Source organism: Rhizobium sp. SYY.PMSO (assembly GCF_046840415.1).
GTDB lineage: Bacteria > Pseudomonadota > Alphaproteobacteria > Rhizobiales > Rhizobiaceae > Rhizobium.
On record NZ_CP177349.1, the window covers coordinates 3557459 to 3581542 of the forward strand.

Below are 24084 nucleotides of genomic sequence, written 5' to 3' on the forward strand. Positions count from 1 at the left end.
CGTCCTCCCAAGCGGGCGATGCGGCACGTCGCGAAAGCAGATGCGCGGCTGCCGGCCGGCCATTTTCACGGCCCGGCTGCGGCTTGAATGGCAAGACCGGCATCGCTTTCCGGCTCCATTGCCGCCTGCTGCCGCGGCAGCAGCGACCTGATCCGTTCGGCATCGTCGGGCGTTGCCGGATTGTAGACGATCATGCTGAGGTCCGTCCGTCCATCCACCGAAAAGGCCGAATATTCGAAGGCGAGCGGGCCGAGAACCGGATGACGTATGTGCTTGACGGCCTCGCCATGTATGCCGCGGACGTCGTTATCCCGCCACATGGCCCGGAATTCGGGGCTGATGCGGCAGAGTTCGGCGACGAAGGGCTCGATCTGTGCCGCAGCACCCGCGCGCGCCGCATCGACACGGAATGAGCCCAGCGCGAAGCGTGCCACGCTTTCCCAGTCATATTGCGCCGCGCGGGCACGCGGATCGAGGAAGATGAACCGCAGGATATTGCGCTCCTCCGGCGGCAGGGAGCCGTAGTCCGTCAGCATGATGGTGGCGGCCTGGTTCCAGGCGATGACGTCCCAGGTTGCGGTCCTGATGAGGGCGGGGCTTGGCTCGAGGGCATCGAGCACGCGCTGCAGCCGCGGCGTCACGCTGTCGTTCTTCCGGTAATGCGCTTCCGGCGGGCGGCCGAGGCCGAGCAGGAACAGATGCTCCCGCTCCACCTCCGTCAGCATCAGCGCGCGGGCGATGCGGTCGAGCACGTCGGCAGACGGTGCGCCGCCGCGCCCCTGTTCCAGCCATGTATACCATGTCGGGCTGATATTGGCACGCTGCGCCACCTCTTCGCGCCGCAGCCCCGGTGTCCGGCGCCGTTCCCGCGCAAAGCCGAGGACGGATGGATCAAGCCTGGCGCGCCGGTCCCTCAGATAGGTTCCGAGCAGATTTTCCGTGTCGGGAAGATCGGTCATCCTGTTAGTGCTTTTACTATGATAAGATCACTACTTTACCAGAATAAACGATAGGCCCAAATTTGTCTCCAGCGAAATAAGGAGACTGTGCTCATGCGTGTATTTGTTACCGGCGCTACGGGAAACGTCGGCTCGAACGTCGTCAGGGAGTTGATTGCGGCCGGCCATCAGGTGCTCGGCCTCTGCCGCTCGCAGGAGAAGGCGGCAGCGCTGGCCGCTGCCGGCGCGGACGTCCTTCACGGAACGCTCGAGGATATGGAAATCCTGAAAGGCGGCGCTTCGCAATCGGACGGCGTCATCCATCTCGCCTTCAATCACGACTTCTCGAGATTTGCGGCGAATTGCGAAGACGATCGCCGCGTCATCGCAACGCTGGCCTCGGCGCTTGCCGGCTCGGCGCGTCCGCTTGTCATCACTTCCGGAACACCGATCGCCAATACGGTGCCGGGCGAGCCTGCCAGGGAAGACAATGCGACCGTCGGCTCCGACACGCATCCCCGTGCGGCCTCCGAGGAAGCTGCGACCCTTGCCGGCGAGATCGGGGTCAACGTCTCGGTGGTGCGGCTGCCGCAGGTGCATGATCCGGTTTCGCAGGGGCTGATTACTCCCTTGATCCATATGTATCGGGAAAAGGGCGTTTGCGCCTATGTCGGAGACGGGCGCAATCGCTGGCCGGCGGCGCATTTCTCCGACGTCGCCCGTCTTTATCGCCTTGTCGTCGAGCGCGCCGAGCCGAACGCAAAATATCACGCCGTCGCCGAGGAGGGGGTCGCGATGCGCGATATCGCCGAGGTTATCGGCCGGCGCCTGAACCTGCCGGTCAAATCCATCGGCAAGGAGGAGGCCGGGCAATATTTCGGCTGGCTTGCCATGTTCGCCGGCCACGACATGCCGGCCTCCAGCGCCCAGACGCGGCAGAAGCTGGGCTGGAATCCCACCGGCCCGACGCTGCTCGCCGATCTCGCCGAACTGCAGGTTCCCGAGGCGTGATCTTCATTGCATGACTCCGATCCACTCGCGGATCGGAATCAGACGGGCCGCGTGGCCCAAGGCCCGGCCGGATTCACTGGTCGGGTCTTTTGGCTTGCAGGAGCCGGGAACGCAGGTTTCCGATCAAGAACGGTAGATAGCCGGCAAGATGCGGGATCTCGAGAAAACAGCGATTGGGCAGAAATATATATGGCGGACAGGGAGGGATTCGAACCCTCGGTACGCTTTCACGTACACACGCGTTCCAGGCGTGCGCCTTAAACCACTCGGCCACCTGTCCTTTGGCGTTTCGCACCCGGTCAGGAAGCAAATCGTCGGAACGGCGCGATATATACCGATGAATTTCGCGCAATCAACCCGAATCTGACAGATTTTTGACTTGTCGATGCAAAACTCTGTTTCTCATCCCCATTGCGCTTGTTTCGCGCGCAAATTATCTAGGAGAAAGATGTGGCGGCCTAAGACCGGTCGGCCTGAAAAGGCCGGGCGTAATGTGTATCCGGAGGGGTTCATGCGTTTCCTGCTGCGTTTTGCCAGCCTCGTCGCGCTCGTCGTGGCGGTCATTGCCGGCACCATCGATTCCATTCAATCCGTCGCGGCGTCCGCCGTGGTGCTGACCCCGATGGGCGATGCGTGGAATGATGTCAGCCCCTCGTCGCTGGCACGGCTGCGTTCGGCGATCGCCTATTACGTCCATCCCCAGTTCTACGACACGGTGATGCAATGGCTGCTGTTTCAGCCGGCTTTCGCCGTCTTCCTGGTCATCTCGCTGCTCCTTTGGATGGCGGCCTACAAACGCCAGCCCGTAGCCGGCCGCTTCAGCGTCTGACGGGGCGGCGGAGCGCCTTCCGGCCTGTGCCATCGAGGGAATTCGGCGCTGGCGGCAGGTGCCCGGCGACAGGCTCATTGCGGCGCGGCAGGGGGTAAGGCCCGCGATTGCGGAGGGGCGAATCCGGACCTCGCTGACCAATAAAATTGCAGTTTCGGGCCGAAATTGTTTAAAAAACAGCTGGTTTGGGCGGGCTTTCATCAATTCCCACAAATCTTTACCACCTGAAAAATTTCTCGTGAATTTTTCGTGCAGCCATGCAAGGATGCGCGCCAGCTTGGCCTCGGGGGAGGTCAGCGGTTCCGCAGACATGCCCGGTCAACGGGCTTGCGGGAGGACCCAACAAGATAGAAACAACAGGGCTGCACCACATGAAAAAATCCCTTTTGACCCTTTTCGCCTTGGCTGCCATGTCGGCGACGGCGCTTGCGGCCGACATCAAGCCGGCGATCGTGTACGGAACCGGCGGCAAGTTCGACAAGTCCTTCAATGAAGCCGCTTACAACGGCGCTGAAAAGTTCAAGAAGGAAACCGGCATCGCTTATCGCGATTTCGAGCCGACGGGCGACACCCAGGGTGAGCAGGCGCTGCGCAACTTTGCAAGCAAGGGCTTCAATCCGGTCATCGCCGTCTCCTTCGCCTGGACCTCCGCTCTTCAGAAGGTTGCCGCCGAATATCCGAAGACCGAGTTCGTGCTGATCGACGACAGCCTCGATCTGCCGAACGTGCGCTCGGTGAAGTTCAAGGAAAACGAAGGCTCCTATCTCGCCGGCGTCATGGCCGCCATCGCGTCGAAGACCGGCAAGGTCGGCTTCGTCGGCGGCATGGACATTCCGCTGATCCGCAAGTTCGAGTGCGGCTACGAGCTGGGCGCCCGCGCCACCAATCCGAAGATCGAAGTCTTCCAGAACATGACCGGCACCACGGGCGCCGCCTGGAACGACCCGGTTCGCGGCGGTGAGCTCACCAAGAACCAGATCGACCAGGGTGCCGACGTGGTTTACGCGGCTGCCGGCGCGACCGGCCTCGGCGTGCTGCAGACGGCCGCCGATAACAAGAAGCTGTCGATCGGCGTCGACTCGAACCAGAACTACCTGCATCCGGGCTCTGTTCTGACCTCGGTCGTCAAGCGCGTCGATCTCGCCGTCTACAACGCCTTCAACGATGCCAAGAACGGCAAGTTCACGGCCGGCACCCAGGAACTCGGCCTGAAGGAAGACGGCGTCACCGTTGCCATGGACGAGAACAACAAGCCGCTCGTCACCCCGGAAATGCAGGCTGCCGTCGATAAGGCTCGCGCCGATATCGTCGCCGGCAACATCAAGGTCCACGATTATCTGACCGACAACGCCTGCCCGAAGAACTGATATGAAACAGGGGCGTATGACGTAACAAACCGTCATACGCCCTTTTCTTATCCGGAATCTGGTTTCTGGAGCCCCATATAGTGAGTGAAACGTCTGCCATCGAACTCGTGGGCATCGACAAAAAGTTCGGTGCCGTCCACGCAAACAAAGATATCAACCTGACCGTTGCCAAGGGCTCGATCCACGGGATCATCGGCGAGAACGGCGCCGGAAAATCGACTCTGATGTCGATTATCTATGGATTCTATCAGGCCGACAGCGGCGAAATCCGCATCAACGGCAACCCCATCGCCATCCGTGACAGCCAGACGGCGATAGCGGCCGGCATCGGCATGGTGCACCAGCATTTCATGCTGGTCGATAATTTCACCGTCCTTGAGAACGTGATGCTGGGCGCCGAAGGCGGCGCGCTGCTCGCCAAGGGCGTCGCCGCCGCGCGTGCCGAACTCGGCCGGCTGGAGAAGGACTACGGCCTCGAGGTCGATCCGGATGCGTTGATCGAAGAGCTGCCCGTCGGCCAGCAGCAACGCGTCGAAATCCTGAAGGCGATGTACCGCGGCGCCGAGATCCTCATCCTCGATGAACCCACGGGTGTCCTGACGCCCGCCGAGGCGGACAATCTTTTCCGCATTCTCCGCGTGCTGCGCGACCAGGGCAAGACGATCATCCTCATCACTCACAAGCTGCGCGAAATCATGGCGATCACCGACACGGTATCCGTCATGCGCCGCGGCGAGATGGTTGCGACCCGCAAGACCGCGGAAACCACCGTCGAGGAACTGGCCGAGCTGATGGTCGGCCGCCGCGTGCTGCTGCGTGTCGAAAAGGGCGCCCCCAATCCGGGCGATGTGCTGCTTTCGGTACGCAATCTCACCGTCCGGGACGGGCGCGGCGTCACCATGGTCGACGACGTCTCCTTCGACGTCCGGGCCGGCGAGATCGTCGGCATTGCCGGCGTCGCCGGCAACGGCCAGTCTGAATTGCTGGAGGCGATCGCCGGTATCCGCAAGCCCGCCTCGGGCGAAATCCTGCTGCACGGCAAGCCGATCGGCAATGCCGATCCCGCAGCCCTGCGCGAACTCGGCCTTGCCCATATTCCGGAAGACCGCCACCACATGGGTCTCGTCCTCAAGTTCGAGGAATATGAGAACTCGATGCTCGGCTATCATCGCGACGCCAAATACGGGCGCGGCGGCATGCTCGACCTCGATGCCATGCGCAAGGACGCCATCGAGAAGATCGAGAAATACGATATCCGCCCGCCGAACGCGCGGCTGAGGACCGCCAATTTCTCCGGCGGCAACCAGCAGAAGATCGTGGTCGCCCGCGAGATCGAGCGCGATCCGAAGGCTCTGCTGATCGGCCAGCCGACGCGCGGCGTCGATATCGGCGCCATCGAATTCATCCACCGCCGCATCATCGAGATGCGCGACGCCGGCAAGGCGATCCTGCTGGTATCGGTGGAGCTGGATGAGATCCGTGCGCTTTCGGATCGTATCCTCGTCATGTTCGCCGGCCATATCGTCGGTGAGAAGTCGGCTGAGGCCGGTGAACAAACGCTCGGCCTGATGATGGCCGGCATTGCCGCGTGAGGCGTTTATGAGCACGGCTTCCGTTCCGCTCCCCAATTGGATCAACTACGGCCTGATCCCCGTTCTCAACCTGATCGTCGCTTTCCTGATCTCCGGCCTCGTCGTCTGGTTCATCGGCGAGAGCCCGCTCGACGCGCTCGTCCTGCTGCTGCAGGGCGCGCTCGGCAACGGCGAAGGCATCGGCTTCACGCTGTATTATGCCACGAGCTTCATCTTCACCGGCCTTTCGGTCGCCGTCGCCATCCATGCCGGCCTGTTCAACATCGGCTCGGAAGGCCAGGCCTATGTCGGCGGTCTCGGCTGTGCCCTCGTGGCGCTGATGCTCGACCGATACGTGCCCTGGTACGTGACCATGCCCTTCGCGGTCATCGGCGCGGCGATTTTCGGCGCCTTGTGGGCTTTCATCCCCGCCTGGCTGCAGGCCAAACGCGGCAGCCATGTCGTCATCACCACCATCATGTTCAATTTCATCGCATCGGCGATGATGAACTTCCTGCTGGTGCATGTGCTGATCGTGCCCGGCAAGATGGCGCCCGAAACCCGCACCTTTCTGGAGGGGGGCCAGCTGCCGAAGCTCGACTGGCTGATGAGCATTTTCGGCTCGACCATCGGTGCCGCGCCGCTCAACGTGTCCTTCCTGATCGCGCTGGTCATGTGCTTTCTCGTGTGGGTGCTCGTCTGGCGGACCAAGCTCGGTTATGAAATGCGCACGCTGGGCCTCAGCCCGTCGGCCGCCGTCTATGCCGGCATTCCCTATGCCCGCACGGTCATCATCGCCATGCTGATATCGGGCGGCCTTGCCGGCATGATGGCTCTTAATCCGGTCATGGGCGCCTCCGCGCGCCTGCAGGTGGAGTTCGTGCTCGGCGCGGGCTTCGTCGGCATCGCCGTGTCGCTGATGGGCCGCAACCACCCGCTCGGCATCATTCTGGCGGCGATCCTGTTCGGCATTCTCTACCAGGGCGGCGATGCGCTGTCCTTCGACATGCCGAACATCACCCGTGACATGATCGTCGTCATCCAGGGTCTCGTCATCCTGTTTGCCGGCGCGCTCGAATATATGTTCCGACCCGCGCTCGTGCGCATCTATCAGAAATTTGCCAGGACGTGAGGAGCTGACGATGGAATATTACGAGCTTCTCATCAGCATATTGGGATCGACGATTCGCCTGTCGATTCCGCTGATCTTCACCGCGCTTGCGGGCCTCTTTTCCGAGCGCGCCGGCATTTTCGATATCGGCCTCGAAGGCAAGATGCTCGCCTCGGCCTTCGCCGCGGCCTGCATTGCCTCGATCAGCGGCTCGCCCTGGGCGGGCCTCGGTGCCGGCATCGTCATTTCGGTCGTCTTCGGTCTGCTGCATGGTTTCGCATCGATCACCAATCGCGGCAATCAGATCGTCTCGGGCGTCGCGATCAACTTCCTGACGGCCGGGTTGACCGTCGTTCTCGGGCAGGCCTGGTTCGGACAGGGCGGCCGCACGCCGACCTTGCCCGGCACGGCGCGCTTTTCCGCCATTACCCTGCCGGGCGCCGATGCGATCCGCGACGTTCCTTTCATCGGGCCGCTCTATGCCAACGTCATCTCCGGCAACAACATCCTGACCTATCTGGCCTTCCTGGCGGTGCCCATTTCCTGGTGGATCCTGTATCGCACCCGCTTCGGCCTCAGGCTGCGTGCCGTCGGTGAAAATCCCGGTGCCGTCGACACGGCGGGCATCTCCGTCGAGTGGCTGCGCTATCGCTCGCTGATCGTTGCCGGCATTCTCTGCGGTTTCTCCGGCACCTATCTTGCCATCGCCCAGTCGGCCGCCTTCATCAACAACATGTCGGCGGGCAAGGGCTATATCGCGCTGGCGGCGCTGATCTTCGCCAAGTGGAAGCCGGTGCCGGTCATGTTCACCTGCCTCCTGTTCGGCTTCCTCGATGCCTTCGCCAATTTCATGCAGGGCAAGACGATTCCGGGCATGGGCGAGGTGCCGGTGCAGATTTTCCAGGCGCTGCCCTATATCCTCACCTGCATCCTGCTTGCAGGCTTTATCGGCGTCGCCAAGCCCCCGAAGGCGGGTGGCGTGCCCTATACCAAGGAGCGCTGAACCATGTCGCATGATCTGTTCGAAGCTGCGCGCGGCGCGATGGCTTTCGCTCACGCCCCCTATTCGAAATTTCCCGTCGGCGCGGCGATCCGCGCCGAAGACGGCAAGATCTATACCGGCGCCAATATCGAGAACCTGTCCTTCCCGCAGGGCTGGTGCGCCGAGCCGACGGCGATCAGCCACATGATCATGGGCGGTGCCAGGAAGATCGTCGAAATGGCCGTCATCGCGCAGAAGCTGCCGTTGTGCCCGCCCTGCGGCGGCTGCCGGCAGAAGATCGCCGAATTTGCCGGCAAGGAGACGCGCATCTATCTTTGCGACGAAACCGGAGTGAAGAAGACCATGACCATGGACGAGATGCTGCCCTTCAGCTTCGAAACCGAGATGCTCGGATGAGCGCGGCCGTCGACCTCCTCACCGAGAAGCTCGGCGACCTGAAGCCGCGCTACGGGGTCATACTGGGTTCCGGCCTCGGTTCGCTCGTCGATCAGGTTCAGGACGCCGTGCGCATTCCCTATGCCGACCTTCCCGGCTTCCCGGTCAGCGCCGTGTCCGGCCATGCCGGCACGCTGGTTGCCGGCAAGCTCGGGGATGTGCCTGTCATTATGCTGTCCGGCCGGGTGCATTACTACGAAAAGGGCGACGCCAATGCCATGCGCGCGCCGATCGAGACCCTGAAGGCGCTCGGCGTCGATACGCTGATCCTGACCAATTCCGCCGGATCATTGCGGGAAGAGATGCCGCCGGGCTCGGTGATGCAGATCACCGATCACATCAACTATTCCGGCATGAACCCGCTGATCGGCGAGGAAAGCGACAGGCGCTTCGTCGGCATGACCAGCGCCTATGACACCGACCTGATCATGCGCATGCGCAAGGCGGCGGAAAAGGCTGAGATCAAGCTGTCGCACGGCGTCTATATGTGGTTTTCTGGACCGAGCTTCGAAACGCCGGCGGAGATCCGCATGGCGCGAATCCTGGGTGCCGATGCCGTCGGCATGTCGACGGTGCCGGAAGTCATCCTGGCGCGTCTTTTCGGGCTGAGGGTTGCCGCCGCCTCCGTCATCACTAACTATGGTGCTGGCATGACCGGTGGCGAGCTCTCGCATGACGAGACGAAGGATATGGCTCCGGTCGGCGGCGCACGGCTCGCCGCTATCCTGAAAGAAATGATCGCTGACGAAGGAGATCCACAATGACGGGCCATTCCCTGAGAGAAACGGCAGCTGTTGCGCTTTCCCTTCTCGACCTGACCAACCTGAAGGATGACTGCACGCCGGCGCAGATCGAGGCGCTGTGCGCCCGTGCGCAATCGCCCTATGGCAATGCCGCCGCCATCTGCATCTGGCCGCGCTTCGTCGCCCAGGCGCGGGGCATTCTCGGAACCGACCATGCCGTGAAGATCGCGACCGTGGTGAACTTTCCGGCGGGCGACATGGAAGTGGCCGATGTTGCCGCCGAAGCGCGCGAGGCGATTGCCGACGGCGCCGACGAAATCGATCTGGTCATTCCCTATCGCGCCTTCCTCGCCGGCAACGAGCAGGCCGTCACCGATATGGTCGCGGCCGTGCGCGCCGAATGCAAGGGGCCGGTTCTTCTGAAGACCATCCTCGAAACCGGCGAGATCAAGGATACCGCGCTGATCCGGCGTGCCTCGGAACTGGCAATCGAGGCTGGCTCCGATTTCATCAAGACGTCGACGGGCAAGGTTGCCGTCAACGCGACGCTTGAGGCTGCCGATATCATGTTGCGGGCGATCCGCGCCAGCGGCCGCAAGGTCGGCTTCAAGCCGGCCGGCGGCATCGGTTCGGTTGCCGATGCGGCTCTGTATCTGAGGCTTGCCGAAACCATCATGGCACCCGATTGGGCCATGCCCTCGACCTTCCGTTTCGGCGCGTCGAGCCTGCTCGACGATATTCAGAACGTGTTGGCCGGCGGTGAGTCCAAGGCGGCGTCCGGTTACTGATCCATGATCCCGCAGGAAATCATCCGGCAGAAGCGGAACGGCGCTATTCTTTCGGCCGCGGATATCGATGGTTTCATCGGCGCGTTGGCGCGTGGCGAGCTGGCCGAAAGCCAGATCGGCGCCTTTGCCATGGCGGTATGGTTTCGCGGCATGACGCGCGAGGAAACGGTGGCGTTGACGCTCGCCATGGCCCGCTCGGGCGATACGCTCTCCTGGGAAGGCATCGGCAGGCCGATCGCCGACAAGCACTCGACCGGCGGCGTCGGCGACAATGTCTCGCTGATGCTGGCGCCGATCGCCGCCGCCTGCGGTCTCGCCGTGCCGATGATTTCGGGCCGCGGCCTCGGTCATACCGGCGGCACGCTCGACAAGCTGGAATCCATTCCCGGCTATGGCATCACGCCGGATGCGGCCCGCTTCCGCGAGGTGGTCGATGAGGTCGGCTGCGCCATTATCGGCCAGACCGGCGCACTGGCGCCGGCCGACGGCAAGCTTTATGCGGTTCGCGACGTTACCGCGACGGTCGATTCCGTTCCGCTGATCACGGCCTCGATCCTGTCGAAGAAACTGGCCGCAGGGCTGCAAACGCTGGTGCTCGACGTCAAGATCGGCAGCGGCGCCTTCATGACCTCGCAGGAGGAAGCCGAGACGCTGGCGCGCTCGCTGGTGGACGTCGCAAACGGCGGTGGGGTCAAGACCTCGGCCCTGATCACAGACATGAACCAGCCGCTCGCCAATGCGGCCGGCAACGTCGTCGAACTTCAAAACTGCCTCGATTTCCTGAAGGGCAACAAGGCAGGCACACGGCTCGAAACGGTCGTCCTCGCCTTCGCCGCCGAAATGCTGGTTCAGGCCGGAATCGCCGCAAACGCTGCCGAGGCCGAGGGCAGGGCACGCGAAGCCTTGGCATCCGGCAAGGCGGCGGAAATCTTCGGCCGCATGGTGCATGCGCTCGGCGGCCCGGCCGACCTGCTCGAGCGCCCGGATCGCTATCTCGTGGCCGCGCCGGTACAAAAGCCGGTTCTGGCTGCCGCCGACGGATGGCTCGGCAGCTGTGATGCCCGCGCGATCGGCATGAGCGTGATCGATCTCGGCGGCGGCCGCCGCCGCCCGCAGGACAAGATCGACCATCGCGTCGGTTTCAGCAACCTTCTGCCGCTCGGCACGAAAGTCCGCAAGGGCGACCGTATCGCGACTGTCCACGCAGCGGATGAAGCCGGCGCGGAGAAAGCTGTCGCCGATCTCTCGGCCAGTTACCGCCTCGTCGATACGGCACCGGCTGTGACGCCCGTCATCATCAGCCGAATCTGACGGAAGCAGCCTGCTGCTGAAGCGGTCTTATGGATGTAGGACGGCCGGTTGAGGCTCGATTGCCTCACTGCTTCAGCAGCAGATTGCCATTCTGAACTCCGAAGGAGCTCAGCTTTTTCACGAAGCTCATGCCGATCAGCGTCGTATTGAGAGCGTCGTCTTTCGCCACCACGGCGTCGACATCGCGCACGCGTATATTGCCGATCTCGAGCCGAGCAAGCTTGACGAGGGCGACCTTGGCAGCACCGTTCGCCGTTTGCGTCGTGTAGCGATAGTCGAGATCGACGCTGCTGAAGCCGAGGCTGCGCGCGGTACTTTCGTTGATCGCGACGTAGGTTGCGCCCGTATCGATCAGCCCGTGAATGGACCGGCCATTGATCGTGAAGTCGCCCTGATAATGCCCGTTTGCATCGGCGCGCAGCAACACGCTGCCATAGGAGACGGGGGCCTCCACCTTTTGTGGCGCAGGCGAAGCCGCCTCCACGGGGGCCGGCTTTTCCGAATTCTCGCCGAAGCCGTTCACGAGCATCGGCACCTGGGTCGCCGCAGCGGCTATGATTCCGGCAAAGACAAGAACGCGAACGAGCATGGACACAGCCCCTCCTGCGGGCCATGTCATCAATAATGGATGTTTGCTGAAATGCTGCTAAGGCAATCAGTAAAAAGCCCGGCAGTTAGGAAACTACCGGGCTTCAGCAAAAGTATATGGTCGTTTTTACTTCGTGCCGTACATGCGGTCGCCGGCATCGCCGAGGCCGGGCACGATGTAGCCAAGCTCGTTCAGATGGCTGTCGATCGCGGCTGTGAAGACCGGAACGTCCGGGTGCGCCTTGCGGAAATTGGCGATGCCCTCCGGAGCCGCCAGCAGGCAGAGGAAGCGGATATTGTGCGCGCCACGTTCCTTCAGCTTGTCGATTGCGGCAATCGAGGAATTGCCGGTTGCGAGCATCGGATCGACGACGATGATCAGGCGTTCGGATATATCCTCGGGCGCCTTGAAGTAATATTCGACCGGCTGCAGCGTTTCGTGGTCGCGGTAGACGCCGATATGCGAGACGCGGGCCGAGGGTACGAGATCGAGCATGCCTTCGAGCAGGCCGTTGCCGGCGCGCAGGATAGAGGCGAAGACCAGCTTCTTGCCCTCGAGGATCGGCGCATCCATCGGCTGCAGCGGCGTCTCGATGGTCTGGATCGTCAGTTCCAGGTCGCGCGTGACTTCATAGCAGAGCAGCGTCGAAATCTCGCGCAGCAGCCGGCGGAAGCTTCCCGTCGACGTGTCTTTCTTGCGCATGATTGTGAGCTTGTGCTGCACAAGCGGGTGGTCGATGACAGTGACGCCGTCCATGGTTTCAGCCTTCCAGTAATTCCGTGATATGAGATGGTTCTTTCACGGAAATCGCCTCCGGTGCAAGAAAATAGGCCACTTTGCGGGATTTCATCCCCAATCTGCGGCCTGAACCTTGCGTTTACACTCTCGAAAGCAACGCCGCCCGTGTCGCCTCGTCCACGAAGGCCGCTTCGATCGCCGTGCGCGTCATCGCGTCGATCTCGTCGTCGCCAAAGCCGAAGGCTGTCGAGGCCAGCTCGTATTCGCGCTTCAGCGACGTATGGAAGAACGGCGGATCGTCGGAATTGATCGTCACCTTCACGCCGGCATCGCGCAGCTTGCGCAGCGGGTGCGACTGGAAATCCGGGAAGACCTTGAGCGCGATGTTGGAGCCGGGGCAGACCTCCAGCACGGTGCCGAGATCGGCAAGACGCTTGACGAGATCCATATCCTCGATGGCGCGCACGCCGTGGCCGATACGATCGGGGCGCACCAGGTCTACGGCGTCGGCGACGGAAAAGGCGCCACAGACCTCGCCGGCATGAATGGTGATGCCGAGGCCCGCCTCGCGGGCGATGTCGAAGGCGCGGGCGTAATCGGCCACGCGGCCCATGCGCTCTTCGCCGGCCATGTTGAAGCCTGTTATCAGCGGGTTGTCGCTTTTCGCGGCGTATTCCGCCGCCTTCACCACGCGGTCCGGGCCGAAGTGGCGCTCGCCGGTCACGATCAGCCGTGCCTCGATGCCGGTCTTTGCCTTTGCGGCACGGATGCCGGCGGAAACGCCCGCCATATAGGCGTCGGCGCCGAGGCCGATGCGACCGCCATGGTCGGGCGAGACGATGAGCTCGCTATAGATCGTGCCGATGCCGGCAAGTTCTTCCAGATAGGTTTCCGTCAGCAGCGCATAGTCTTCCTCGGTGCGGTAGACCTCGGAAACCTTGTCGTAGCAGACGAGGAATTCGGCGAAATCCTTCCAGAGGTAGACGCCGTCCCTGAGGAATGCACTGGTGTCGACGTCGTACTTCCGTGCCTGCGCCAGCGTCAGCGCCGGCGGGGCGGCACCCTCCAGATGGCAGTGCAGCTCCACTTTCTTCAGATGCGATGTCAAAGGAAGCTCCTCCCGTGCTGTCCAGCCGCAATTCCCAGATGCCGTGCGACCGTCTCGCCGATATCGGCATAGGTCTGGCGGATGCCGATGGAGCGCGAGCGGATGCCCGGTCCATACGCCATGACCGGCACGCGCTCGCGCGTGTGATCGGTGCCGCGCCAGGTCGGATCGCAGCCGTGATCGGCCGTCAGAATGACGAGATCGCCGGCCTTCAGTTTCTTGTGCACCTCCGGCAGGCGCGCGTCGAAGGCTTCGAGCGCGGCCGCATAGCCCGGCACGTCGCGGCGATGGCCGTAGATCATGTCGAAATCGACGAAATTGGTGAAGACCAGATCGCCGTCGGCAGCCTCGTCCATCGCCGTCAGTGTCGCATCCATCAGCGCCATGTTGCCATTGGCCTTGATGACCCTGGAAACGCCCTGATGGGCGAAGATATCGCCGATCTTGCCGACGGCGTGTACCTTGCGCTCGGCCTTGACGAGGCGGTCGAGCAGGGTCGGCTCCGGCGGCAGAACCGAGAAATCGCGGCGGTTGCCGGTACGCTCGAACGTCGCCGCGGTCTCGCCGACGAAGGGGCGGGCGATGACGCGGCCGATATTGTAGGCGTCGACCAGCGTGCGTACGGTCTTACAGAGGGCGATCAGCCGATCGAGGCCGAAATGCCGCTCATGCGCCGCGATCTGGAAGACGGAGTCCGAGGAGGTATAGCAGATCGGCTTGCCGCTGCGGATATGTTCCTCGCCCAGCCTGGCAATGATATCCGTACCCGATGCATGACAATTGCCGAGGATGCCGGGCAGGTCCGCTGCCTCGCAGATGGCTTTCACCAGCTCCGGCGGGAAGGCGTCGCCCTCGGCCGGAAAGTAACCCCAGTCGAACATAACCGGCGTTCCGGCGATTTCCCAATGGCCCGAAGGCGTGTCCTTGCCGCGGGAGATTTCGCTTGCGCAGCCGTAAAGGCCGTAGAGCTTTTCCGGCAAGGGCATGCCGGCTGGATAGTTGCCCGTCGCCGCCTTGGCGATCTCCAGCAGTCCGAGGCCGGACATGTTGGGCAGCGCCAGCGGCCCCTGGCGGAGACCCTCGCGGTCGGCCGCGCCGGCAGCGCAGAATTCGGCGATATGGCCGAACGTATCCGCGCCCTCGTCACCGTAGCTTGCCGCGTCCGGGCCGCCGCCGACCCCGAAAGAATCCAGAACAAAGAGAAAGGCGCGCGCCATACATCACCCGCTATAGAATGTCGTCGCCCCGGATGAGGTCTTCCGTGGCATGGGACGTCACCCATATAACGGAGGCATCGACTTGGCAATTTTCCGTTTTGGAATAGCGCTGCGGGTATTGCGGCGACGGGCGATCAGCAGTCGCTGCAGCTGATCGAATTGCCGACACGCTGCCGGTAATAATACTGTCGGCTGATGGTGATCTGATTGGTGCCGCTCGGCAGGAAAGTCGGACCGAAGCTGAGAAGCTGATAGGGTAGGGCCAGCTCGCTGCGAACCAGGAAGGTACTCGCCTGGTTCATGTTGGCCGGAACCGTAACGGTGGTGCCGGAGGCATAGGGTCTCGTCCCGTCCTGTGCCCAGGACCAGGCGACGGTCGCCTTGCCGGTGGCGTCGATCGTGATGCCGGTGATCTTCAACGTCAGGCCGGTCGTGCTGTAGGGCGCGAAGATGGCGCCTGCCACCGAGGGCATGGTCGCCAGCACGGATTTGGTGACGCTCGACTGCTGCGAGACGATGTCCGCGATCGACCCGGCGGAGCGGCTGGCGCGCTTGGAGACGTTGAGGCCGACGGTAAGCTCGAAGGCACCGAGATAGAGCATCAGCAGCACGGGGAAAAGGATGGCGAATTCGATAGCGCCGACGCCGCGCTCATCGCGGGCAAAACGCCTGAGGATGCCGGAAGACATGGTTTCCTTCTCCCCCATGTTGGCCCGGCCGCTCACGGATAGTTCTCGTTCTGGAAGGCGGCCGTTGCGACGATGAGATAGACCGACGCCGACCCGTCGGTCGGCCTTATGTTGGTGAGATAGGGACGCAGCAGATCGGTGATGATCTGCCAGCGATAGTAGGCGCGCACCATGTTCAGCGTCTTGGCGCCGCCAGGCGTAAACGTAAAGCCTGACGTGTCCAGATCGGAATAGGAATCGGTCGAGGATTTGCGCGGGATCGTCGTCGGCATGGAGGCGAAGCTCGAATAGCTCTTCACATCGAGGTAAAGATTGGCCGGCGTCTGCAGTTCGGATGAGGAGCAGGTGATGAGCACGGAGATCTGATTGCAGAATGCCTGCCGGAACTGCTGCGACGTGGTATATGAGGTCTTGCTGGAATCGGTGGTGATCTGCCCCGTTCTGATCTGGCGTGCCAGGGTATCGACGGCATTCGAAACGACCTGTTCCGCCGTGAAGGCGACAAAGGTCTCGATGATGGCAAAGACGATCAGGAAATAGGGAATGGCAAGCAACGCAAACTCGATCGCCGCCGCTCCATCCCGAGAACGGACGAATTCACGCAGGCCGCCCCGGGCACGCCGTCGTGCAGGGCTTGTATTGGCGAGAAGGTCGTCGACTTGTGTCATGGGAAATCCGCGGCGATTTACACGCGGACGACACTAGAATTGCTTTCTTGATAATCCGTTTCTCTTCTCTATTCATATTTAGAGGAAGGCAGGATTATTGATTGCTTCGCAAGTCCTCAAAAGTACTTTCGAATATTTGCTTTATCGAATGTAACTATTGTGCCGTCGCGGAGGCAGTCGCCGTACTGTTCTGCTGGGCATGCTGCTCGCAATTGGGCGCGCACGACAATACGGCTCGGTCCGTCTGGCGGTAGACGCGCACCGTGTTGCCCTCGTCGATCGACACCAGGATCTGCTCGTCCACGATGGCATTGCCGTCGGCATCGAGTAGAATGATGTTCGTCGTGCCGAAGCTGCGGCCAGTCAACACGATGGTTTTCGGGTCGGCGACCGTGGCGTCTGCAACCTGTGAATTGCCGATAATGACCTTGCTGACGGGGCGATCGAGCTTCAATACGCGCGCATGATCCATATACACGCGAAGCATGCTTTCTCCGGCAGCCTGTGAAAACTGTGGAATCGCGCCGGCCAAGGCAACGATACCGGCTAGGAATGCTGTTCTGCCGCCGATTGGCATGGCTTGGCCTCGTAAAGCATATGGGGAAAGACTTGCTCGATAGAATGAGAAAGAATGGTGAATGAACGATTAAGAAGACCTGTCCTCGTGCGAATATGGTGCGAATGTCCCATATTCAGGCTCCTTCGCTGCTTTCTTGTACGGAGTATGGGTTACTTCGAGACGAATCGAATAGCACCCTAATATTCATGCATCTAATAATTTCCGTTTGGCTGAAGATTTTCTTTAAAAATGCGACAGAGGACATGAGTTGCGTATTAACTATTCTATTTGGGCTTTTGTATTTACTGCGCATTAACCGCATTCTTTAAAGCGATGGAAACGGCGGATGGATACGGTGCAACTCATCCGATCAACGGCAACAGTTGACGGACGTGCTGTCAACAAAGTGGAGTTTATTTCATGTCCAAGCTTATTTCGCGCTTCCTGAAAGATGAATCGGGTGCGACCGCCATCGAATACGGCCTGATTGCCGCCCTGATCTCGGTTGCCATCATTGCCGGTGCAACCACCCTGGGCAACACGCTCAGCACCACGTTCAACAACATCTCTAACCAGATGAATGCGGCTTCGACCGCGCACTAACCGGTCGAGCTGCTTAGATAGCTATGTTTAGTCTGGAAACCGCCCAGTAAAAATGGGCGGTTTTAGCTTCCATTCTACGGATTTGGGGTAATGTCATGCTTGAGGTCGCGGTATTACTTATATTTCCGCTCTGCATGTCGATTGCGGCCATCTCCGATTTATTGACTATGACGATCCCCAATCGGATCTCGCTCGCGCTAGCGATATCCTTCCTGATATTCGCGCCTCTCTGCGGAATATCACTTCCAGAGCTTGGTGCGCACTTTGCCGGCGCCGGGGTGATCTTTGGGGCCTGCTTCGCTCTTTTCGCATTGAACGTCATGGGCGGCGGCGACGCCAAGTTGCTTGCCGCTGCCGCGCTTTGGTTCGGCCTCGATCCTTCCCTTCTGTCATTCGTCGTATATGTCGCGCTCATCGGTGGTTTGATAACCGTCGTCATCGTTCTCTTGCGATCGCAGTCCCACATCATCATGGCGATCGGCCTTCCCCTGCCGAATTCGCTGCTGCATGCCAAGAAGATCCCTTATGGCATCGCAATCGCTATCGGCGGAATTCTCGCCTTTCCGGCTTCGCCGCTCGTTATCGCGGCGACGAAACGGCTGCTCTAGGCTGCAATTCGCGAGTACAATTTTACTTTCTATGTGAAGACGCTCTAATTTACATCAAGTAATCATGGTTAAGTAACAATAAATGTAACGTACCATTAACCATAATTACACCAATTGCCGGGCATTCTACGGGGCGAAGAATCTTGTTCCCCAAGGAATGACCATGAAACCCGCTCGCATAATGATACTCGCTGTGGCAGCCGTTGCCGCCGGCATGGCCGGTCTGCTGGCGATGCGCCTGGCTGGTTCACGCAATATCGTGCCGCAGCAGGTGGCGGCGGTGGTGCAAAAGGAAACGACCGTCAATGTGCTCGTCGCCAGCGCCAATCTGCCTGTCGGCGCGAGGCTGGACGAGAAGGCGATCCATTGGATGGGATGGCCCGAAAGCGGTATCGTCAAGGGCTTCATCACCCAGACCGAGCGACCCGATGCGTTGAAGGATCTGACCGGTGCGGTCGTTCGCCTGCCGATATTCGAGGGCGAGCCGATCCGCGAGGAGAAGGTTGCCGATTCCAGCAGCCGCATCCTGTCCTCGCTGCTGCCGGCAGGCAAGCGGGCCGTCGCCACCGAGATTTCCGTCGCCACCGGTGCCGGCGGCTTCATTCTTCCGAACGATCGCGTCGATGTGATCATGGTCCGCAAGGGATCGCAGCAGCAGCTCGTTACCGAGACCGTACTCAGCAACGTCCGCGTATTGGCCGTCGATCAGCAGATCGAGGAGAAGCAGGATGGAAGCAAGGCCGTGGTCGGCGCGACGGCGACGCTGGAACTGACCCCGGATCAGACGAAGGTCCTGGCCGTCGCGCATCAGATGGCCGACCGCCTGACCCTGGCATTGCGCTCGGTGGCCGATGCGCAGCAGCCCGATACGGCTGCGGCCGACTATCTGCTGGCCGGCGACAATGGCGGCGGGCTCGTCCAGGTCATCAAATCCGGCGCGATCGTGACCGATGGCGCGACCGGCCCGAAACCACAATGAGAAGGGGCAGAAACATGTTTACGCCAAGCAGGAAAGCCAGCCTTCCTCTCTCTGCAATTCTCTCCTTCTCGGTCGCTTTCGCCGGTCTGCCTCTGGCCGGCCTGCCGGCCTTTCTCCGCACGCCCTCGGCCTTTGCCGGCGGCTCCGACAGCATCGTCACCATCGCCGGCCTCGGCACCAAGCGCACGTTGAAGCTCGGTCTCAACAAGGCGCTCGTGGTGGACCTGCCGGCCGACGCGCACGATATTCTGGTGTCCGACCCCAAGATGGCCGACGCGGTGACGCGAACGTCGCGTCGCATCTATCTTTTCGGCAAGACGGTCGGCCAGACCAACATCTTCGTCTTCGGGGCCGACGGCAAGGAAATCGTCAGCCTCGATCTCCAGATCGAGCGTGACATCGCCGGCCTGCAGGACAACATCAAGCGTTTCATTCCCGACTCCGATATCAACGTCGAGATCATCTCCGACAATATCGTTCTCACCGGCATGGTGCGCACGCCTCAGGATTCGATTCGCGCGCAGCAACTGGCCCAGGCCTTTCTGAAAGGCGGCGAGGCGACGACCCGCACGGAGACCGCATCCGGAAACGGCGGAACCGATTCCGTCGCCCTCTGGGCCGAGGGGCGGCAAACGTCTCAGATCGTCAACATGCTGCAGATCGAGGGCGAGGATCAGGTAACGCTGAAGGTCACGGTCGCCGAAATCAAGCGCAGCGTCCTGAAGCAGATCGGTTTCGACAATCTGGTCAGCAATTCCTCCGGCCTCGGTGTCGCGCAGCTCGGCAGCATAGGAAATGTCGGCACGACAAACTTTCTCGGTGTCAATGGTGATCCCACCAATGCCACAGGTGCGGGGGGCCTTTCGACGCTCTTCAAATATGCCCTCGGCAAGTACAATATCAGCACCTATCTGAACGCATTGGAACAGGCCGGCGCCGTCCGCACCTTGGCCGAGCCGACCCTGACGGCGATTTCCGGGCAGGCCGCGACGTTCAACTCCGGCGGCCAGACGCTCTATTCCACGACGGACAAGGACGGCAACACGACGATCACGCCGTATACTTATGGTATCACCCTGGCGTTTACGCCTGTGGTCCTTGCCGGCGGCCGTATCAGCCTGCATGTGCAGACCCAGGTGTCGGAACCGGTCGCCTCGTCATCGACCCCGACCTACAACCAGCGTGCCGCCAATACCTCGGTGGAGCTGCCGTCCGGCGGCTCGATCGCCCTTGCCGGTCTTCTGAGCGACAATGTCCAGCAGACGACTTCGGGCACGCCGGGCGCATCGAAGATCCCGATCCTGGGTGCGTTGTTCCGTCAAAAGAGCTTCCAGCGCGATGAAAGCGAACTGGTGATCATTGCGACGCCTTATCTCGTGCGCCCGGTGGCGCGCGACAAGCTGGCCCGCCCGGATGACAATTTCTCGCCGACGAACGATGCCGGCATCTTCTTCATGAACCGTGTCAACAAGATCTACGGCCGCAGGGATGGTCCGCCGGTCGCCGACGCCGATTTCCACGGCACCGTCGGCTTCATCTACAAATGAGGGGGAAACGGATCATGACGCGCGCCTTTTCAACGGGTTCAACCAGAGATCAAAAGATGGCCAGCCTCGAACGCAATGCGCCCCGTACCGTCCGGCCCCGGTTCCCCCGGCTGGCGCTCATCCTGCCGGCCCTGATGCTGGCGGGCGCCGTCACCGGCTGCGCCGGCTCCCCGGACGGCATGACGACGAGCGCCATCAGGGACGATTATCGTCAGCGGCATCCGATCGTGCTGACGGAGAAGGAGCACAATATCGACATACCGGTCGCCGCCAGCGACCGCCGTCTGACGACTGGCATGCGCGACGTCATTCGCGGCTTCGTTCAGGATTATCGCGCGCATGCCAGCGGCACGGTCGAAATTCTGTCGCCGCGCGAATCGGTAAACAGCCTCGCGGCGTCGGCGCTGAGCCAGCAGATTCGCCGCGAGCTGGTCGCGAACGGTATTCCGTCCGGGCGCGTCGTCACCAGCTACTATGCGGCCGGTGGCCCCGGCGACGCGGCGCCGATCCGCTTGCGCTTCACCGCGACCACGGCAGCCACCAACAGCTGCGGGCAGTGGCCCGACGACCTTGCCGACAACGCCTTCGATAATCAGAATTATTACAATTTCGGCTGCGCGACCCAGCATAATCTGGCAGCCCAGGTCGCCAATCCGACGGATCTGGTCTCGCCGCGCGCGATGACGCCGATCGATGCCGATCAGCGCAGCAAGGTCATTGACAACTATCGCAATGGTTCGACCCCGACGAGTACCGCCACGCTCGGCGGCTTCGGTGGCTCTTCCAGTCAGTAAACACGAGGACGAGCCCGTCGGCGGAACAGGATGAGATCATGAACGCCATCGAATACGATATTGATTCGACTGCCACGGAGACCGAGGAAGGTTCGCGCTCCGGCAATCTCGATAATCTGCGACCGCTGCCGCGCATTTCCGTGCATGCCTTTTGCGAAAGCGAACAGCTGCAGCGGGTGATGGACCAGTGCGCCAACGACCGCCGCATGTCCAAGGTCAGCCTGCGGATCACCAGTGGCGGCGTAGCGGCGGCGGCGAACATGTTCGCGTCCGCGCCCACTCCGAATCTGATCATTCTGGAAACGCGCGCCAATCCTCGCAACCTGCTGGCCGAACTCGAGCCGCTCGCCTCCGTCTGCGATCCGAGCACGAAGGTCATCATTGTCGGCCATTACAACGACATCGGCCTCTATCGCGAGTTGATCCGCAACGGCATTTCCGAATACATCGTGCAGCCCACCGACATGTTCGACCTGATGGCGGCGATGACGGCGATTTTTATCGATCCGGACGCCGAGCCGCTGGGGCGCAGCATTGCCTTCATGGGTGCCAAGGGCGGGGTGGGCGCATCCACCATCGCCCACAATTGCGCCTTTGGAATTTCGAGCCTGTTTTCCACCGAAACCATTCTTGCCGATCTCGATCTTCCTTACGGCACGGCGAATATCGATTTCGATCAGGATCCGGCCCAGGGGATCGCCGAAGCCGTCTATGCGCCTGAGCGCCTGGACGAAGTCTTTCTCGACCGGTTGCTGACAAAATGCTCGCAGCATCTGTCGCTGCTGGCGGCGCCCTCGATGCTGGATCGCGCCTACGATTTCGACGGGCACGCTTTCCTTCCGGTGCTCGACGTTCTTCAGCGCAGCGCGCCCGTAGCGGTTCTCGACGTTCCCCATGTCTGGACGGAATGGACGCGTTCGGTGCTTGGCGCCGTCGACGAGGTCGTCATTTGCGCGGCACCGGATCTCGCCAACCTGCGCAATGCCAAGAACCTGATCGACGCGCTGCGCAAGTTGCGGCCCAACGACAAGGCGCCGCATCTCGTCCTCAATCAGGTAGGCATGCCGAAGCGTCCGGAAATCAATCCTTCGGAGTTCTGCGCACCGCTGGAAACGGATCCGATCGCCATCATTCCCTTCGACATCAACCTGTTCGGCAACGCGGCCAACAGCGGGCAGATGATTTCCGAGACGGATCCGAAGTCGCCGATAGCGGAAACCTTCTCGCAGATATCCCACATCGTCACGGGGCGCGTCGCTTTGAAGAAGGCAAGAAAGGGCGGTCTGCTCGGCCTCCTGAAGCGGAAGTAGTCGTTTGATTTTGCATGATTTTTTCGAAGGAAGCCCCTTCATGAAGGTCATGCGGCAGCAGTAGAATTGGATCGAAAGCATGTTTGGCAAACGCGGAAGTGAAGGTCCTGCAAGGAGCGGCGGCACGATGCCTCCGCCGGCACAGGCGCGTGCGCCCGCCGCAGGTGCGCCCACGGCACCGGCCGTGCTGATCGAGCCGTCGCGCGATGTCTCGCAGCCGCGCCAGCAGGTCACGCCGCCGCCGATGCAGACGCCCAGCCGTCGCCGGCCTGCGCGCACCGAAGAATATTACGATACGAAGTCGCAGGTCTTTTCCGCGCTCATAGATACGATCGACCTGTCGCAGCTTTCCAAGCTCGGCAACGAAGCCGCGCGCGAGGAAATTCGCGATATCGTCAACGATATCATCACCATCAAGAACTTCGCGATGTCGATTTCCGAGCAGGAGGAACTGCTCGAGGACATCTGCAACGACGTGCTCGGTTACGGTCCGCTGGAGCCGCTGCTCGCCCGCGACGACATCGCCGACATCATGGTCAACGGATCGGGCCAGACCTTCATCGAAGTCGGCGGCAAGACCATCGAATCGGAAATCCGATTCCGCGACAATGCGCAGCTTCTCTCCATCTGCCAGCGCATCGTCAGCCAGGTCGGCCGGCGCGTCGATGAATCGAGCCCCATCTGCGACGCGCGCCTGCCCGACGGCTCGCGCGTCAACGTCATCGCCCCGCCTCTGGCGATCGACGGTCCGGCGCTGACCATTCGTAAGTTCAAGAAGGACAAGCTGACGCTCGATCAGCTCGTCCGCTTCGGCGCCATCACGCCGGAGGGCGCGACGCTGCTGCAGATCATTGGGCGCGTGCGCTGCAACGTCGTCATTTCCGGCGGCACCGGTTCGGGCAAGACGACGCTGCTCAACTGCCTGACCAATTATATCGACCGCGACGAACGGGTCATCACCTGCGAGGACACCGCCGAACTGCAATTGCAGCAGCCGCACGTCGTCCGTCTCGAAACCCGTCCGCCGAACATCGAGGGCGAGGGTGAGATTACCATGCGCGATCTCGTCAAGAACTGCCTGCGCATGCGCCCCGAACGCATCATCGTCGGCGAAGTGCGCGGACCCGAGGTCTTCGACCTGCTGCAGGCGATGAATACGGGCCACGACGGTTCCATGGGCACGATCCACGCCAACACGCCGCGCGAATGCCTGAGCCGCATGGAATCGATGATCGCCATGGGCGGTTTCAGCCTGCCGGCCAAGACCGTTCGCGAGATCATTTCCTCATCGATCGACGTCATCATCCAGGCTGCGCGCCTGCGCGACGGCTCGCGCCGCATTACCCAGATTACCGAGGTGATCGGCATGGAAGGCGATGTGATCATTACCCAGGATCTGATGCGCTACGAAATCGAAGGCGAGGATGCGAACGGCAAAATTATCGGCCGGCACGTTTCCACAGGCATCGGCAAGCCGCATTTCTGGGATCGTGCCCGCTACTACAACGAGGAACGGCGCCTGGCCGCCGCCCTCGACGAGATGGAACAGAAGGCGCAATAGGATTTAC

At 61.6% G+C, this 24084-nt stretch carries 25 protein-coding genes and 1 tRNA gene; 17 read left to right on the plus strand and 9 right to left on the minus strand.

The annotated features are described in order from the left end of the window. Positions 1–65: 65 nt before the first annotated feature. Positions 66–959 carry a helix-turn-helix transcriptional regulator gene (locus ACJJVH_RS17215; RefSeq protein WP_412064416.1) on the minus strand — a complete coding sequence of 298 codons (894 nt, stop codon included), beginning with the start codon at positions 957–959 and terminating at the stop codon, positions 66–68. Positions 960–1052: 93 nt separating this feature from the next. Here ACJJVH_RS17215 and ACJJVH_RS17220 point away from each other — a divergent pair, with 93 nt between their 5' ends. Continuing rightward, a complete protein-coding gene (locus ACJJVH_RS17220; RefSeq protein WP_412064417.1) occupies positions 1053–1949 on the plus strand; it encodes an SDR family oxidoreductase in 897 nt (298 codons plus the stop codon). Positions 1950–2139: 190 nt separating this feature from the next. Here ACJJVH_RS17220 and ACJJVH_RS17225 read toward each other — a convergent pair. Beyond that, a tRNA-Ser gene (locus tag ACJJVH_RS17225) sits at positions 2140–2229 on the minus strand. A 231-nt stretch (positions 2230–2460) separates the two neighbouring features. Here ACJJVH_RS17225 and ACJJVH_RS17230 point away from each other — a divergent pair. The 9 genes from ACJJVH_RS17230 (at position 2461) to deoA (ending at position 11107) form a co-directional block, all read left to right on the plus strand. Beyond that, on the plus strand, positions 2461–2778 hold the full coding sequence (locus tag ACJJVH_RS17230; RefSeq protein ID WP_112801419.1) for a hypothetical protein: 318 nt from the start codon (positions 2461–2463) through the stop codon (positions 2776–2778). A 371-nt stretch (positions 2779–3149) separates the two neighbouring features. Then, on the plus strand, positions 3150–4145 hold the full coding sequence (locus ACJJVH_RS17235) for a BMP family lipoprotein (protein ID WP_412064418.1): 996 nt from the start codon (positions 3150–3152) through the stop codon (positions 4143–4145). Positions 4146–4225: 80 nt separating this feature from the next. Then, positions 4226–5737 carry an ABC transporter ATP-binding protein gene (locus ACJJVH_RS17240; RefSeq protein ID WP_113356089.1) on the plus strand — a complete coding sequence of 504 codons (1512 nt, stop codon included), beginning with the start codon at positions 4226–4228 and terminating at the stop codon, positions 5735–5737. Between the two features lie 7 nt (positions 5738–5744). Next, a complete protein-coding gene (locus ACJJVH_RS17245) occupies positions 5745–6848 on the plus strand; it encodes an ABC transporter permease (RefSeq protein ID WP_112801413.1) in 1104 nt (367 codons plus the stop codon). A 10-nt stretch (positions 6849–6858) separates the two neighbouring features. Continuing rightward, positions 6859–7830 (plus strand): ABC transporter permease, encoded by a 972-nt coding sequence (locus tag ACJJVH_RS17250; protein WP_112801411.1) that lies wholly within the window; start codon positions 6859–6861, stop codon positions 7828–7830. Between the two features lie 3 nt (positions 7831–7833). Further along, a complete protein-coding gene (locus tag ACJJVH_RS17255) occupies positions 7834–8226 on the plus strand; it encodes a cytidine deaminase (protein WP_112801409.1) in 393 nt (130 codons plus the stop codon). Further along, complete coding sequence (locus tag ACJJVH_RS17260; RefSeq protein WP_113371860.1) at positions 8223–9029, plus strand: purine-nucleoside phosphorylase; 807 nt, start codon at positions 8223–8225, stop codon at positions 9027–9029. Before ACJJVH_RS17255 ends, ACJJVH_RS17260 begins: the two co-directional genes overlap by 4 nt. Then, positions 9026–9796 (plus strand): deoxyribose-phosphate aldolase, encoded by a 771-nt coding sequence (deoC, locus tag ACJJVH_RS17265; RefSeq protein WP_113356091.1) that lies wholly within the window; start codon positions 9026–9028, stop codon positions 9794–9796. The genes ACJJVH_RS17260 and deoC overlap by 4 nt, the downstream gene beginning before the upstream one ends. A 3-nt stretch (positions 9797–9799) precedes the next feature. Continuing rightward, positions 9800–11107: a thymidine phosphorylase gene (gene deoA, locus ACJJVH_RS17270; protein ID WP_412064419.1), complete on the plus strand. Its 1308-nt coding sequence runs from the start codon at positions 9800–9802 to the stop codon at positions 11105–11107. 64 nt (positions 11108–11171) lie between these two features. Here deoA and ACJJVH_RS17275 read toward each other — a convergent pair whose 3' ends face one another. From ACJJVH_RS17275 to ACJJVH_RS17305, 7 genes are all read right to left on the minus strand, one after another. Further along, positions 11172–11696, minus strand: coding sequence for a TIGR02281 family clan AA aspartic protease (locus tag ACJJVH_RS17275; RefSeq protein WP_412064420.1), 525 nt, complete (start codon positions 11694–11696; stop codon positions 11172–11174). Positions 11697–11822: 126 nt separating this feature from the next. Beyond that, on the minus strand, positions 11823–12452 hold the full coding sequence (upp, locus tag ACJJVH_RS17280) for a uracil phosphoribosyltransferase (RefSeq protein ID WP_112801400.1): 630 nt from the start codon (positions 12450–12452) through the stop codon (positions 11823–11825). 121 nt (positions 12453–12573) lie between these two features. Continuing rightward, positions 12574–13542, minus strand: a complete 969-nt coding sequence (locus tag ACJJVH_RS17285; protein WP_412064421.1) for an adenosine deaminase — start codon at positions 13540–13542, stop codon at positions 12574–12576. Beyond that, the gene (locus ACJJVH_RS17290; RefSeq protein ID WP_412064422.1) at positions 13539–14759 is read right to left on the minus strand and encodes a phosphopentomutase; all 1221 of its coding nucleotides are present in this window, start codon (positions 14757–14759) and stop codon (positions 13539–13541) included. The genes ACJJVH_RS17285 and ACJJVH_RS17290 overlap by 4 nt, the downstream gene beginning before the upstream one ends. 134 nt (positions 14760–14893) lie before the next feature. After that, positions 14894–15466 (minus strand): TadE/TadG family type IV pilus assembly protein, encoded by a 573-nt coding sequence (locus ACJJVH_RS17295; protein WP_112801394.1) that lies wholly within the window; start codon positions 15464–15466, stop codon positions 14894–14896. A gap of 14 nt (positions 15467–15480) precedes the next feature. Then, a complete protein-coding gene (locus ACJJVH_RS17300) occupies positions 15481–16116 on the minus strand; it encodes a TadE/TadG family type IV pilus assembly protein (RefSeq protein WP_112801392.1) in 636 nt (211 codons plus the stop codon). A 154-nt stretch (positions 16117–16270) separates the two neighbouring features. Continuing rightward, positions 16271–16693, minus strand: coding sequence for a pilus assembly protein N-terminal domain-containing protein (locus ACJJVH_RS17305; protein WP_112801390.1), 423 nt, complete (start codon positions 16691–16693; stop codon positions 16271–16273). Between the two features lie 402 nt (positions 16694–17095). On the opposite strand from ACJJVH_RS17305, the gene ACJJVH_RS17310 reads away from it, so the two are divergent. The 7 genes from ACJJVH_RS17310 (at position 17096) to ACJJVH_RS17340 (ending at position 24077) form a co-directional block, all read left to right on the plus strand. Beyond that, positions 17096–17278 (plus strand): Flp family type IVb pilin, encoded by a 183-nt coding sequence (locus ACJJVH_RS17310; RefSeq protein ID WP_113501927.1) that lies wholly within the window; start codon positions 17096–17098, stop codon positions 17276–17278. Between the two features lie 95 nt (positions 17279–17373). Continuing rightward, positions 17374–17886, plus strand: coding sequence for a prepilin peptidase (locus ACJJVH_RS17315; protein WP_412064423.1), 513 nt, complete (start codon positions 17374–17376; stop codon positions 17884–17886). A 163-nt stretch (positions 17887–18049) separates the two neighbouring features. Beyond that, positions 18050–18865 (plus strand): Flp pilus assembly protein CpaB, encoded by an 816-nt coding sequence (gene cpaB, locus ACJJVH_RS17320; RefSeq protein ID WP_113356160.1) that lies wholly within the window; start codon positions 18050–18052, stop codon positions 18863–18865. Between the two features lie 14 nt (positions 18866–18879). Continuing rightward, entirely contained in the window at positions 18880–20412 is a 1533-nt protein-coding gene (locus ACJJVH_RS17325; protein ID WP_113356097.1) for a type II and III secretion system protein family protein, read from the plus strand. A gap of 56 nt (positions 20413–20468) precedes the next feature. After that, a complete protein-coding gene (locus tag ACJJVH_RS17330) occupies positions 20469–21206 on the plus strand; it encodes a CpaD family pilus assembly protein (RefSeq protein ID WP_112801383.1) in 738 nt (245 codons plus the stop codon). A 38-nt stretch (positions 21207–21244) separates the two neighbouring features. Then, complete coding sequence (locus ACJJVH_RS17335) at positions 21245–22516, plus strand: CtpF protein (protein ID WP_112801381.1); 1272 nt, start codon at positions 21245–21247, stop codon at positions 22514–22516. 79 nt (positions 22517–22595) lie between these two features. Beyond that, positions 22596–24077 carry a CpaF family protein gene (locus tag ACJJVH_RS17340; protein WP_113356098.1) on the plus strand — a complete coding sequence of 494 codons (1482 nt, stop codon included), beginning with the start codon at positions 22596–22598 and terminating at the stop codon, positions 24075–24077. The last annotated feature ends 7 nt before the right edge of the window (positions 24078–24084 follow it).

Bases quoted from the DNA above. Each gene is read 5' to 3' on its own strand.
- ACJJVH_RS17215 (WP_412064416.1), bottom strand. From the start codon at position 959: ATGACCGATCTTCCCGACACGGAAAATCTGCTCGGAACCTATCTGAGG.
- ACJJVH_RS17220 (WP_412064417.1), top strand. From the start codon at position 1,053: ATGCGTGTATTTGTTACCGGCGCTACGGGAAACGTCGGCTCGAACGTC.
- ACJJVH_RS17230 (WP_112801419.1), top strand. From the start codon at position 2,461: ATGCGTTTCCTGCTGCGTTTTGCCAGCCTCGTCGCGCTCGTCGTGGCG.
- ACJJVH_RS17235 (WP_412064418.1), top strand. From the start codon at position 3,150: ATGAAAAAATCCCTTTTGACCCTTTTCGCCTTGGCTGCCATGTCGGCG.
- ACJJVH_RS17245 (WP_112801413.1), top strand. From the start codon at position 5,745: ATGAGCACGGCTTCCGTTCCGCTCCCCAATTGGATCAACTACGGCCTG.
- ACJJVH_RS17250 (WP_112801411.1), top strand. From the start codon at position 6,859: ATGGAATATTACGAGCTTCTCATCAGCATATTGGGATCGACGATTCGC.
- ACJJVH_RS17255 (WP_112801409.1), top strand. From the start codon at position 7,834: ATGTCGCATGATCTGTTCGAAGCTGCGCGCGGCGCGATGGCTTTCGCT.
- ACJJVH_RS17260 (WP_113371860.1), top strand. From the start codon at position 8,223: ATGAGCGCGGCCGTCGACCTCCTCACCGAGAAGCTCGGCGACCTGAAG.
- deoC (WP_113356091.1), top strand. From the start codon at position 9,026: ATGACGGGCCATTCCCTGAGAGAAACGGCAGCTGTTGCGCTTTCCCTT.
- deoA (WP_412064419.1), top strand. From the start codon at position 9,800: ATGATCCCGCAGGAAATCATCCGGCAGAAGCGGAACGGCGCTATTCTT.
- ACJJVH_RS17275 (WP_412064420.1), bottom strand. From the start codon at position 11,696: ATGCTCGTTCGCGTTCTTGTCTTTGCCGGAATCATAGCCGCTGCGGCG.
- upp (WP_112801400.1), bottom strand. From the start codon at position 12,452: ATGGACGGCGTCACTGTCATCGACCACCCGCTTGTGCAGCACAAGCTC.
- ACJJVH_RS17290 (WP_412064422.1), bottom strand. From the start codon at position 14,759: ATGGCGCGCGCCTTTCTCTTTGTTCTGGATTCTTTCGGGGTCGGCGGC.
- ACJJVH_RS17295 (WP_112801394.1), bottom strand. From the start codon at position 15,466: ATGGGGGAGAAGGAAACCATGTCTTCCGGCATCCTCAGGCGTTTTGCC.
- ACJJVH_RS17300 (WP_112801392.1), bottom strand. From the start codon at position 16,116: ATGACACAAGTCGACGACCTTCTCGCCAATACAAGCCCTGCACGACGG.
- ACJJVH_RS17305 (WP_112801390.1), bottom strand. From the start codon at position 16,693: ATGCCAATCGGCGGCAGAACAGCATTCCTAGCCGGTATCGTTGCCTTG.
- ACJJVH_RS17310 (WP_113501927.1), top strand. From the start codon at position 17,096: ATGTCCAAGCTTATTTCGCGCTTCCTGAAAGATGAATCGGGTGCGACC.
- ACJJVH_RS17315 (WP_412064423.1), top strand. From the start codon at position 17,374: ATGCTTGAGGTCGCGGTATTACTTATATTTCCGCTCTGCATGTCGATT.
- cpaB (WP_113356160.1), top strand. From the start codon at position 18,050: ATGAAACCCGCTCGCATAATGATACTCGCTGTGGCAGCCGTTGCCGCC.
- ACJJVH_RS17325 (WP_113356097.1), top strand. From the start codon at position 18,880: ATGTTTACGCCAAGCAGGAAAGCCAGCCTTCCTCTCTCTGCAATTCTC.
- ACJJVH_RS17330 (WP_112801383.1), top strand. From the start codon at position 20,469: ATGGCCAGCCTCGAACGCAATGCGCCCCGTACCGTCCGGCCCCGGTTC.
- ACJJVH_RS17335 (WP_112801381.1), top strand. From the start codon at position 21,245: ATGAACGCCATCGAATACGATATTGATTCGACTGCCACGGAGACCGAG.
- ACJJVH_RS17340 (WP_113356098.1), top strand. From the start codon at position 22,596: ATGTTTGGCAAACGCGGAAGTGAAGGTCCTGCAAGGAGCGGCGGCACG.